Raw genomic sequence first — 11,983 nt, 5'->3', positions numbered from 1 at the left:
ATTACATCACTGCTTTCTTGACTTTTTCAGCCGCTTCCGGCGACACCCACTGCGTCCAGATGTCCTCGTTTTCCTTGAGGAAGTGACGGGCGCCGGCTTCGCCGGTGGCCTGGTTGTCGGCCATCCAGGCCAGGAGGCCGTTCACGGTCGAGTTGGGCCAGCTCCGCTTGGCGAGGTACTCATAGGCCGGGCCGGCGCGGTTCTTGAACTCGTCGGTCACGACCGTGTAGACTTCCGACTTGGACCAGGCGTTCTTCTTGGGGTCCGGGCAGTCGGTGATCGAGGTGCAGCGGTCCCATTCTTCCTTGTCGTGCGGCACGCCATGGTCGAGCTTGACCATTTCGTACTTGCCGAGGATCGCGGTCGGGGCCCAGTAGTAGCCGAGCCACGGTTCCTGGCCTTCGTAGGCCTTGGCGATCGAGCCGTCGAGGCCGGCGGCGGAGCCGGTTTCCACCGTCACGAAACCCTTCTCTTCGGCGCCATAGGCCTTGAAGAGATTGGTGGTGATGATGCGGCAGCCCCAGCCTTCGGGGCAGTTGTAGACGGCGCCCTTGCCGGCATTTTCCATGCCGGGGGCAGGGAACAGTTCGGGATGCGCCAGCGCATCGTCGATCGACTTGATCTCGGGATGGGCTTCCGCGAAGTATTTCGGAATCCACCAGCCTTCGACGCCGCCATCGCTGAGCGATTCGGACGCGTAGTGCAGCTTGCCTTCGGCGACAGCCGCGTCGAGCAGGGTGCGCAGCGAGTTGATCCAGGCTTCCGGAGCGACGTCCGGTTCCTGCTTTTCGACCATGGAGGTGAGCGTCGGCGTGGTGTCGCCGGCGACCAGTTCGGCTTCGCATCCATATCCTTCGGACAGGATGATCTGATCGATGTTTGCGAGGACTTCCGCGGAAGCCCAGTTCATGTTGGCGATGGTGACGCGGCCGCAGTCCTGGTCTTGGGCGGATGCGACACCGGCAAAGCCCATAAGGCCAACGGCGAGGACAGTGGAAGCGAGAAGCTTCTTCATATTTAAGACCTCCCAGTCTTAGTAAGCAGTTGTTTGTTCCGTTGTTCGGCAAACCCGGTCACTGCGTATACCGAGGCCGATGGAATTGAAGGCACTTCGCCTTGCGGTCATTGAAAACCAATTTGCGCCCCAAACAGGACGCAAAGACGACATCAATTAGCGCAGGAGCGTCTTGAGGAACTCTGTCACAAGCCGGCCTGCTCTTGAAGTGCCACCTGCTAGGGTAAGGACTTGACGGCAGAAATCAACAGCGCCTTCGGGAATTTGTAAAAGCCGCACTCCGCGCCTGGGCGGCACATCGTTAATGCGCGCGGCCGAAATAAATCGCCCGATTCATGAATGCTTAGGGTTTCACTAACTCTCCGGTAACGATGTCCGGGTTACACATTCCTCACGGCGGGGGACAACCGCCGACCATCCCGGATCAGGTATTGCGTACCGGGATGTCGCGAACCTCGCGCGTATCTGTGGGGTCGCCAGGCGTATTTTTGGCAGGCCGTTCGAACCGCAAGGTCCGGACGGCCTTCGCATTTGCGGCCTGCGCATCCGGGCGCAAAAAGACCGGACGTTGTCACGCCCGGCCCGATCACGATCTTCTCGGATTTCGGATAGCGCGCCCGGCGCGCCTCAGCAGCCTGCGGACAGCGTGCGGATGACGCTGTTGACGATGCCGGTGCGGGGCTTCTGGTTGGGCTTCTGGGCGGGGAGGACGCCGTTCCAGGCGATCTGGACGCGGTTGGCGGAGTTGAATACGTACAGCATGGCGAAGTCTTTCTGGTGCGGGGCGATCGCCTCGGTCGGGCGGTCGGCAACTGTCCCTGCTCTAGGCCCATCACTTGCGCCGGGATGCATCAAATCCGCCGGGCGATGTCGCAATCCAGATGTCGCAAAAAGAAATCTCACCGGGCGCGCCGCCATGGTTAACACGCGGTGAACGCCCGGAGCGGCGACACCCCTTTTGATCAGCGCGCGGCGGTGCTATCGAACGCTCCATGACACGCGCAGTGATGTTTCAGGGAACCGGGTCGGACGTGGGCAAGACCGTGCTGGTCGCGGGCTTCTGCCGGCTTGCGGCCAATCGCGGCCTCAGCGTGCGCCCGTTCAAGCCGCAGAACATGTCCAACAACGCCGCCGTCGCCGATGACGGCGGCGAGATCGGCCGGGCGCAATGGCTGCAGGCGCTGGCCTGCCGGGTGCCTGCCAGCGTGCACATGAACCCGGTGCTGCTCAAGCCGCAATCGGAGACCGGCTCGCAGGTGGTGGTGCAGGGCAGGGTGGTGGGCCACGCCCGCGGCCGCGACTACCAGAAGCTCAAGCCCGAACTCATGGCGGCGGTGATGGACAGTTTCGCCCGCGTGGGCGCCGGCGCCGACCTGGTGCTGGTCGAAGGCGCGGGCTCTCCGGCGGAGATCAACCTTCGCGCCGGCGACATCGCCAATATGGGATTTGCGACACGCGCACGGGTGCCGGTGGTGCTGGTCGGCGACATCGACCGCGGCGGCGTGATCGCCTCGGTGGTGGGCACCCACACGATCCTGCCCGCGGACGACCGGGCGATGATCGCGGGCTATCTCATCAACAAGTTCCGCGGCGATGTGAGCCTGTTCGACGACGGCATTTCCGCCATCGCCGGCTTCACAGGCTGGCCCTGCCTCGGCGTGGTTCCCTGGCTGAAGGCCGCCGCACGGCTGCCGGCCGAGGATTCGGTGGCGCTCGAGCGGCTCGTGCGCGGCGAGGCGCGGGCGCTCAAGGTCGCGGTGCCGGTGCTGTCGCGGATCGCCAATTTCGATGATTTCGATCCGCTCAAGACCGAGCCCGAGGTGGAGCTGGTGTTCGTGCGTCCCGGCGAACCCTTGCCCGCCGACGCGGGCCTGGTGATCCTGCCGGGATCGAAATCCACCATCGCCGATCTCGCCTTCTTCCGCAGCCAGGGCTGGGACCGGGACCTCGAGGCGCACCGCCGCCGCGGCGGGATGATCATCGGCATCTGCGGCGGGCTGCAGATGCTGGGGCGCAGCGTGCGCGACCCGTTAGGAATCGAGGGCGGCGACACCGAGGCGGAAGGCCTGGGGTTCCTCGACATCGACACCGAGATGGCGCCGGAAAAGACCGTGCGCAACATCAAGGCCCGCTCGGCGGTGCATGATGTGGCGCTGTCGGGCTACGAGATCCATTTGGGCGTGAGCCGCGGCCCGGATGCGCTGAGGCCGATGACGCTGATCGACGGACGTCCCGACGGCGCGGTCTCGGCCGACGGCCTCGTGTCGGGCACCTATCTGCACGGGCTGTTCGACTCCGACGCCTACCGCGCCCGGCTGCTGGCGGGGTTCGGGCTGAACGGCGGGGCGACCGATTTCCGCGGCGACGTGGACGCCGCGCTCGACGAGATCGCATCGGAGCTCGACCGGCTGGTGGGCTTCGAGCGGATCATGGCGATGGCGGCGCCCGTCTGAGGCGGGAACACCGGTCGCGGATGGAGCGGGTGATGGCGCTGTCGCGATTGACAGCGGGCCGCTGCATCCGTATCACTTGAGCTTCGAATGGTTCCAGAAAACCAGTCCGGTTTTCAGGATCAAAAGGGAATGCGGAGGGATGGACCCAATCAGGGCATCTTTATCGCAGCCGACCCCGCGACTGTAGAGCGGCGAGGCAAATGTCACCGGCCCCGGAGGCCGGGCGTGCGGCAAGACAATGGTGTCGACCTGCACTGCTCCAGTCCGGACCGGACAAGCCACTGACGTGGCGGCATGATCAACAGGCGCGGACGCCTCTATATCTACGAATCGTCCCGTTTTCATGACCGCAGGACACGTTGGGAAGGCCGGCATTTGCCGATGTCGACGGCAACGTCGACACGACCCGCGAGCCAGGAGACCTGCCATTCGCACCGGTTGAGAGCCGGACCTTTGGGAGAGGTTTTCTCCCGAAGCCATTCACGGAGGTTGTCATGGCTGCCAAGATTCAAACGCTTTCCCTCACCGACCGCATCGGCGCGCGCACTGTCGCCGGCCTGATGGCGCTGGTCATCGGCTCCATCCTGGTGTTCGGGGTTGGCCTCGCCAATTCCCAGGCGCTGCACGACGCGGCGCACGACACACGGCATTCCTACGGCTTTCCCTGCCACTAAGGGATTGATGCCATGATTGTCAGGTTGCTCCTGGCGGCTCTCGCCGCCGGGCTCATTGCCGGTATGGCGATGACGCCCGCCCAATATGTCAAGATCGTTCCGCTGATCCTGCAGGCGGAAACCTATGAAGGCGGTGGCCATGATCATGGCGCGGCCGAGGCCGTGTCCTCGACCACCGCCGCCGGATCCGAAACACCCGAGGTCACCGCTACGGCGGGGCAGGATCATGACGCAAATGATCACACCCATGACGAGGGCGACGAGTCCATGCTCGGCCTCGGTCGGCTGGGCGATACCGTGCTCGCCAATCTCGTTGCCGGCGCGGGCTTCGCGCTGATGCTGGCGGCGGTGGCGCTGATCGCGGGCATCGAGTTTCCGGCCGGACGCGACGGGCTGATGCGCGGCCTGCTCTTGGGCGCCGGGGCCTGGTTCTGCGTCCAGCTTGCGCCGTCCTTCGGCCTGCCGCCGGCGGTGCCGGGATTTCCCCATGCCGATCTGGCTGACCGGCAGGGCTGGTGGATGGTCACGGTCGGCGCCTCGGCCCTCGGCCTGTGGCTCGTGGCGCTCAGGCCGGAATGGGTCGCCAGGGCGCTGGGCCTGGTGCTGATCGCCGCACCGCATGTCTGGGGCGCGCCGGTGCCCGACGACATCTCCAGCGACGTCCCCGCCTATCTCGCCTCGGCCTATGCCGCCGCCTCGCTGGCGACGACGCTGTTCTTCTGGCTGCTGCTCGGCGGGCTGCTGGGCCATTTCCTCTCCCGCGTGCCGGCGGAGCAGCGGGCGTGAGCGCACTCAGGCAGGTGACGCTGGTGCTCGGCGGCGCGCGCTCGGGCAAATCGGCCTTCGCCGAAAGCCTGGTCGAGACCGCCGCGCCAAACAGGCTCTATGTCGCCACCGGCCAGGCCTGGGACGAGGAGATGCGCGACCGCATAGCCGCGCACCAGTCCCGGCGCGGGCAGGGCTGGGAGACGATCGAGGCGCCGCTCGATCTCGCCCGGACGCTCGCCGACCAGGCAAAGCCGGACCGGCCGATCCTGGTCGATTGCCTGACGCTGTGGGTCACCAATCTGATGCTGGGCGAACACGACATTTCCCAGGCGTTCGACGGGCTTGCCGCCACGATTCCCGGTCTCAAGGGGCCGGTTGTGTTCGTTTCCAACGAGGTGGGCCTCGGCATCGTGCCCGACAACGCCATGGCGCGGGCCTTCCGCGACCATGCCGGCCGCCTCCACCAATCCATCGCAAGCCTGGCCGACGAGGTTCATTTCGTCACCGCCGGCCTGCCGCTCAAGATGAAGGGTTAACCCGATGAATGGCTCCAAGATCCCCGCAACCGTGATCACCGGCTTTCTGGGCGCCGGCAAGACCACGCTGATCCGCCACATGCTCGCCAATGCCAAGGGCAAGCGGATCGCGCTGATCATCAACGAGTTCGGCGATCTGGGCGTCGACGGCGACGTGCTCAAGGGCTGCGGCGACGAGGTCTGCTCGGAAGACGATATCGTCGAGCTCACCAATGGCTGCATCTGCTGCACCGTGGCCGACGATTTCATCCCGACCATGGAAAAGCTCTTGGCGCGCGCCAACCGCCCCGACCACATCGTCATCGAGACCTCGGGCCTGGCGCTGCCGCAGCCGCTGGTCGCCGCCTTCAACTGGCCGGGCATCAAGACCCAGGTGACCGTCGACGGCGTCGTCACCGTGGTCGACAGCGCCGCGGTCGCCGCAGGCCGCTTTGCCGACGACCACGACAAGCTCGACGCCCAGCGCCTGGCCGACGAGGGGCTCGACCACGACAGCCCGCTCGAGGAGCTGTTCGAGGACCAGTTGATGGCCGCCGACCTGATCGTGCTCAACAAGACCGACCTGATCAGCGCCGCAGATCTGAACGGGGTCCGCGATGGCATCCTCGCGCATCTTTCCCGGAAGCCGGTGTTCATCGAGGCGCGCCAGGGCGAGGTGGCGCCGGAGGTGCTGCTGGGCCTCGGCATCGGCACCGAGGACGACATCGCCAACCGCAAGTCGCACCACGAGATCCACCATGCCGACGGCCACGAGCACGATCACGACGAGTTCGAGAGCTTCGTCGTCACACTCGGCCCTGTCACCGACGCGGCCGCCTTCACCGAAGGCCTCAAGAGCCTGATCATCAGCCACGACATCCTGCGTCTCAAGGGCTTTGCCGACATGGCGGGCAAGCCGATGCGGATGGTGGTGCAGGCGGTGGGCGCGCGCATCGACACGCATTTCGACCGGCCCTGGGGCGCGGGCGAGGCGCGCGGCACGCGGCTGGTGGTGATCGGCCTGCGCGACATCGACGAGACGGCGATCCGCGCGAGCCTTGCCGGATTGACAGGCTGACGGCATGCATCTTCTCGTCGCCCAGAAGGGAAGCCTGAGCGATGGCGACGAGGCCGTCGATCTCGGCCAGAGCCCGGGCGACGTTCTCTTTCTCAGCGCCGCCGACACCGAGCTTGCGAGCATCGCCGCGGCGCGCCAGACGGCGGGGCGGATGTCCTGGCGGCTTGCGAGCCTCTCCGACCTCAAGCACCCGATGTCGGTCGACACCGTCGTGGCGAAAATGGCGCCCAGGGCGAAGCTGGTCATCGTCCGGGCGCTGGGCGGGGCGAGCTATTTTTCCTATGTGCTCGAAAGCCTGCACGCCGCCGCCGTCACCCACGGGTTTCAAATCGCCGCGCTGCCGGGCGACGACAGGCCCGATCCGGGGCTCGATCCGCTGTCGACGCTCGACCAGCCCTCGCGGGAGAGCCTCTGGGCCTATCTGATCGAGGGCGGGGCGGAGAACGCGCGCGGCTTCATCGAGTGCGCGGAGGCGCTGATTGGAGGCGGCGACCTGCCGGGGCCGGCGGCGCCGCTGCTCAAGGCCGGGCTCTGGGATCCCGGGACCGGCAATCCGTCGCTCAATGACCTGCGCAAGGGCTGGATTCCGGGCGCACCGGTGGCGGCGATCTGCTTCTACCGGGCGCTGGTGCAGAGCGGCCAGACCGCGCCGGTGGCGGCCCTGTGCGATGCCTTGATGGAGCAGGGCGTCAATGCGCTGCCGGTCTTCGTGTCGAGCCTCAAGGATCCGGTCTCTGTCGGCACCATCGAGGCGATCTTCGCTGACGCGGCCCCAGACGTGGTGATCAACGCCACTGGCTTCGCCGTGTCCTCGCCCGGAGGCCGGAGCAAGGGCACGGTGCTCGAATCCACCGGCGCGCCGGTGCTGCAGGCGGTGTTCGCCGGCGGCGGCCGCGAGGCCTGGGCGGCGTCGCACCAGGGCCTCGGCTCGCGCGATCTCGCCATGCATGTGGCGTTGCCCGAAGTGGATGGACGGGTGCTCACGCGCGCCGTCTCGTTCAAATCGGCGGCGCGGTTCGACGAGACGGTTCAGGCCAACATCGTCACCCACGCGCCCGAGCCCGACCGGGTGGCCTTCGTGGCCGAGCTTGCCGCCCGCTGGGCGCGGCTCCGGCGCACGGAGCCCAAGGACCGGCGGGTGGCGATCATTCTCGCCAACTACCCCAACCGCGACGGCCGCATCGCCAATGGCGTCGGGCTCGATACGCCCGCCGGCACGGTGGAGGTGCTCAAGGCCATGCAGGCCGCCGGATACGAGACCGGCGCGCTTCCCGCCGACGGCGACGCGCTGGTGACCGAGCTGAAGGCGGGGCCGACCAATGCGCTCAAGCCCGACCGCAGCGGCGGCGTGCCGCTGCCGCTCGCGGAGTACCGGCACTTTTTCGAAAGCCTCGATCCGTCCATCCGGGACGCCGTGACCGCGCGCTGGGGCGCGCCGGAGGAGGACCCGTTCCATCGCGACGGCGCGTTCCATCTGGCGCTGCTGCGATACGGCAATGTGGTGGCCGGCATCCAGCCGGCGCGCGGCTACAACATCGATCCGAAGGCGAGCTACCACGCGCCGGATCTTGTGCCGCCGCACGGCTATTTTGCCTTCTACGCCTGGCTACGCGGCGAATTTGACGCCCACGCCATCGTCCACATGGGCAAGCACGGCAATCTCGAATGGCTTCCGGGCAAGGCGCTGGCGCTGTCGCGGGCGTGCTATCCCGAGGCCGTGCTCGGGCCGCTGCCGCATGTCTATCCCTTCATCGTCAATGATCCGGGCGAGGGCACCCAGGCCAAGCGCCGCGCTTCCGCGGTGATCATCGACCACCTGACGCCGCCGCTCACGCGCGCGGAGAGCTACGGCCCCCTCAAGCATCTGGAAGCCTTGGTCGACGAATATTACGAGGCCTCGGGCCACGATCCGCGACGGCTCAAGCTGCTCAAGGGCCAGATCCTCGATCTGGTGCGCGACATCGGGCTCGACCAGGACGCGGGCATCGCCGAAGGCGACGACGACGACCTGGCGCTCGAAAAGCTCGACGCCTGGCTCTGCGACCTCAAGGAAATGCAGATCCGAGACGGGCTGCACATCTTCGGCCTGTCGCCCGAGGGCGGGCTGCTCACCGATCTGGTGGTGACGCTGGCGCGCATCAGGCGCGGCGAGGGGCCGGGCGGGGACAGCCTGCACCGGGCCATTGCGCGGGATGCGGGAGTTTCGGGAACAAACCCCTCCCCAATCTTGGTTAGAGAAAGCCCCTCCCCAACCCCTCCCCACAAGGGGGAGGGGCTCGACGCCGCGGGTGTTGCGCCTTCCGAAACAACCATCAACAGCAGGAAGTCCGGATTTTCTTCTGAGCCGGCTCGGCCGGGTAGCCCCTCCCCCTTGTGGGGAGGGGTTGGGGAGGGGTCTTTTCCGACAGCTTCCTTCGACCCCCTCGACTGCGCCATGGCAGACCCCTGGACCGGCCCCAAACCGGCAGAACTGCAAGCCGTCTCCGCCGACCCCTGGCGCAGCAATGGCGACACGGTGGAACGCATCGAGCTGCTGGCGATCGAACTCGTCTCCGGCCGCACCCAAGTGCCCGATGCCTGGGCCGACACCCGCGCGGTGATGGACGAGATCGAGACCCGCCTGAAGCCCTCCGTCCAGGCCTGCGGCGCCGCCGAACTTGCGGGCCTGCTCACCGCGCTCGACGGCCGCTTCGTGGCGCCGGGACCCTCGGGCGCGCCGACCAGGGGGCGGCCGGACGTGCTGCCGACGGGGCGGAACTTCTATTCGGTCGACAGCCGCGCGGTGCCGACGCCGGCGGCGTGGGAGCTGGGGCAGAGGTCGGCGGAACTGCTGGTCACCCGCCACATCCAGGATCACGGCGAATGGCCGACCTCGATGGCGCTCACCGCCTGGGGCACCTCCAACATGCGCACCGGCGGCGACGACATCGCCCAGGCCCTGGCGCTGATCGGCGCGAAACCGGTCTGGGATCCGGCCTCGCGACGGGTCACCGGCTACGAGATCATCCCGATGGCCAAGATGAAGCGGCCGCGGGTCGACGTGACGCTCAGGATCTCCGGCTTCTTCCGCGACGCCTTCCCCGACCAGATCGCGCTGTTCGACCGCGCCGCGCGCGCCGTGGCGGCGCTGGAGGAGGACGAGGGCGACAACCCGCTCGCCGCCCGGGCGCGCAGCGAGACGGCCAAGCTGATCGCCGCCGGGTCGTCTCCGGAAGAGGCGGCGCGGCAGGCCTCGTTCCGCGTGTTCGGCTCCAAGCCCGGCGCCTATGGCGCGGGCCTGCAGGCGCTGATGGACGAGGGCGGCTGGACCGATCGCGGCGAGCTGGCCGAAGCCTTCGTCGTCTGGGGCGGCTATGCCTATGGCGCCGGCGAGGAGGGGCAGGCGGCGCACGAACTGTTCGAGCAGCGATTGTCCACCGTGGAGGCCGTGGTGCAGAACCAGGACAACCGCGAGCATGATCTTCTCGATTCCGACGACTACTACCAGTTCGAGGGCGGCATGACGGCGGCGGTGGAAGCCGCGCGCGGCACAAGGCCGGCGGTCTACCACAATGATCATTCCCGGCCCGAGCGGCCGGTGATCCGCTCGCTGGAAGAAGAGATCGCCCGCGTCGTGCGCGGCCGCGCGGTCAATCCGAAATGGATCGACGGCGTCAAGCGCCACGGCTACAAGGGCGCCTTCGAGATGGCGGCGACGGTGGATTATTTGTTCGCCTTCGCGGCCACGACGGGCGCGGTGCGGGATGCTCATTTCGAGGCGGTCTACCAGGCCTATCTCCAGGACGAGGACACGCTCGCCTTCCTGCGCGAGAAGAATCCCGATGCGCTCAAGGAGATGGCGCAGAAATTCGAGGAGGCGATTTCGCGCGAGCTGTGGACGCCGAAATCGAATTCGGCCAAGTTCGCCCTGTCCCAACTGGCGCAAGGAGATGGCCGACATGGGTGAGCTCACCGGAAAATGCCTGTGCGGCGGCGTGCGCCTGAGGGTCAAGGGCGCCATCATCGGCGCCAATCACTGTCACTGCGAAAGCTGCCGCCGGGCGACCTCGTCGCCGGTGACGAGCTTCTTCACCGTGGCCTCGCAGGACGGTTTCCTGGAAGGGGAGCCGCTGCGGTTCTTTGCGTCGTCTCCCGGCGTGAAACGCGGCTTTTGCTCCCATTGCGGCGCGCCGTTGAGCTATCAATCCGACCAACGGCCGGGCGAGACCGATTTCTATGTCATGCTGCTCGAAGAACCGGCCGCAATCACGATGCGGCAACACGATCACTGGAACGAACGCGTCGGCTGGCTGAACGTGGTCGACGACCTGCCGAAAGACGAGGGCTGAGCATGACCATCACCATCACCACGGTCGAAAGCAATGACGGCGCCTTCTCCCATGCGGTGGAGGAGCTGATCGACGCCACCGCCGCGGAGCTCGGCTATCCGTTCGATCCGGTCCGCTTCGAACTCAAGGCGGCGAGCGCCGATCTTGATCTTGCCGGCGGGCTGGTGGGCTATTCCATCCAGGGCTGGCTGTACATCAAGCTGCTCGGCGTGGCCGAGACCGAGCGGGGCAACGGCATCGGCCGCGCGCTTCTGGCCAAGGCGGAAGAGTATGCACGGGAGACCGGCCTGGTCGGCGTCTATCTCGACACGTTCGAATTCCAGGCGCCGCGGTTTTACAAGGAATTGGGCTATACTGAATGCGGCAGGCTGCCCGCCACCGCCGGCGCGCCGCAGCGGATCTGGTTCGCCAAGCCTTTCGCGCCCGCGCAGGGCGCGTGAGCCGATGGCGGGCGGGGCGGCGCTTGAGGCGCCGGAACTGAAGAGAAACAGGATGGACAGGCAATGAGCGAACGCGGAAAAATCACCGACGGCATGAGCGAGGAGGATCTCAACGCGCGGCACGCCGACAAGATGGCCAAGAAGAAGGCCGCGCGCGAGAAGATCATGGCCACCAAGACCGGCGAGAAGGGCCTGGTGATCGTCCACACCGGCAAGGGCAAGGGCAAGTCGTCGGCGGCCTTCGGCATGATCTTCCGCCACATCGCCCACGGCAAGCGCTGCGCGGTAGTGCAGTTCATCAAGGGCGCGATGTCCACCGGCGAACGCGACCTGATCCTCAGGCATTTCTCCGACCTCTGCCAGTTCCACACCATGGGCGAGGGCTTCACCTGGGAGACGCAGGACAAGGCCCGCGACATCGAGATGGCCCAGGCCGCCTGGAAAAAGGCCAAGGAGATGATCCGCGACGAGCGCAACTCCATGGTGCTGCTCGACGAGATCAACATCGCCCTGCGCTACGACTATCTCGACGTCAATGACGTCATCGCCTTCCTGAAGGAAGAAAAGCCGCCGATGACCCATGTCGTGCTCACCGGCCGCAACGCCAAGGAAGAGCTCATCGAGTTCGCCGACCTGGTGACCGAGATGGAAATGATCAAGCATCCGTTCCGCTCGGGCGTGAAGGCGCAGATCGGCGTGGAATACTAGACAC

The 11,983-nt window shown here is 66.7% G+C and carries 11 protein-coding genes and 1 riboswitch; of the genes, 9 read left to right on the top strand and 2 right to left on the bottom strand.

Annotated elements, in window-relative coordinates; translation table 11 throughout:
• Position 1 precedes the first annotated feature (1 nt).
• Both LL06_RS05285 and LL06_RS28395 read right to left on the bottom strand, forming a co-directional pair.
• Entirely contained in the window at positions 2-1,015 is a 1,014-nt protein-coding gene (locus LL06_RS05285; protein ID WP_035523230.1) for an ABC transporter substrate-binding protein, read from the bottom strand.
• Between the two features lie 627 nt (positions 1,016-1,642).
• Positions 1,643-1,777, bottom strand: coding sequence for a hypothetical protein (locus LL06_RS28395; protein ID WP_280114104.1), 135 nt, complete (start codon positions 1,775-1,777; stop codon positions 1,643-1,645).
• A gap of 230 nt (positions 1,778-2,007) precedes the next feature.
• Here LL06_RS28395 and LL06_RS05280 point away from each other — a divergent pair, with 230 nt between their 5' ends.
• The 9 genes from LL06_RS05280 to cobO all read left to right on the top strand — a co-directional run bounded on the left by LL06_RS05280 (position 2,008) and on the right by cobO (position 11,979).
• A complete protein-coding gene (locus tag LL06_RS05280; RefSeq protein WP_035523228.1) occupies positions 2,008-3,468 on the top strand; it encodes a cobyric acid synthase in 1,461 nt (486 codons plus the stop codon).
• A gap of 71 nt (positions 3,469-3,539) precedes the next feature.
• Positions 3,540-3,913, top strand: a riboswitch (cobalamin riboswitch).
• Positions 3,914-3,962: 49 nt separating this feature from the next.
• Entirely contained in the window at positions 3,963-4,142 is a 180-nt protein-coding gene (locus LL06_RS05275) for a CbtB-domain containing protein (protein WP_035523225.1), read from the top strand.
• A 12-nt stretch (positions 4,143-4,154) separates the two neighbouring features.
• Positions 4,155-4,928, top strand: coding sequence for a CbtA family protein (locus tag LL06_RS05270; protein ID WP_035523222.1), 774 nt, complete (start codon positions 4,155-4,157; stop codon positions 4,926-4,928).
• Positions 4,925-5,446, top strand: a complete 522-nt coding sequence (cobU, locus tag LL06_RS05265) for a bifunctional adenosylcobinamide kinase/adenosylcobinamide-phosphate guanylyltransferase (protein ID WP_035523219.1) — start codon at positions 4,925-4,927, stop codon at positions 5,444-5,446. Before LL06_RS05270 ends, cobU begins: the two co-directional genes overlap by 4 nt.
• Positions 5,447-5,450: 4 nt before the next feature.
• Positions 5,451-6,503, top strand: a complete 1,053-nt coding sequence (cobW, locus tag LL06_RS05260) for a cobalamin biosynthesis protein CobW (RefSeq protein ID WP_035523216.1) — start codon at positions 5,451-5,453, stop codon at positions 6,501-6,503.
• Between the two features lie 4 nt (positions 6,504-6,507).
• Positions 6,508-10,449, top strand: a complete 3,942-nt coding sequence (gene cobN, locus LL06_RS05255; RefSeq protein ID WP_035523213.1) for a cobaltochelatase subunit CobN — start codon at positions 6,508-6,510, stop codon at positions 10,447-10,449.
• A complete protein-coding gene (locus LL06_RS05250; protein WP_035523211.1) occupies positions 10,442-10,831 on the top strand; it encodes a GFA family protein in 390 nt (129 codons plus the stop codon). Before cobN ends, LL06_RS05250 begins: the two co-directional genes overlap by 8 nt.
• 2 nt (positions 10,832-10,833) lie before the next feature.
• Complete coding sequence (locus tag LL06_RS05245) at positions 10,834-11,271, top strand: GNAT family N-acetyltransferase (protein WP_035523209.1); 438 nt, start codon at positions 10,834-10,836, stop codon at positions 11,269-11,271.
• A 63-nt stretch (positions 11,272-11,334) separates the two neighbouring features.
• Entirely contained in the window at positions 11,335-11,979 is a 645-nt protein-coding gene (gene cobO, locus LL06_RS05240; RefSeq protein ID WP_035523206.1) for a cob(I)yrinic acid a,c-diamide adenosyltransferase, read from the top strand.
• Positions 11,980-11,983: the final 4 nt, after the last annotated feature.

Origin of the sequence: Hoeflea sp. BAL378, assembly GCF_000759435.1 — a bacterium.
Lineage (GTDB): Bacteria > Pseudomonadota > Alphaproteobacteria > Rhizobiales > Rhizobiaceae > Hoeflea.
This window is presented reverse-complemented; position numbering and strand designations above follow the sequence as displayed.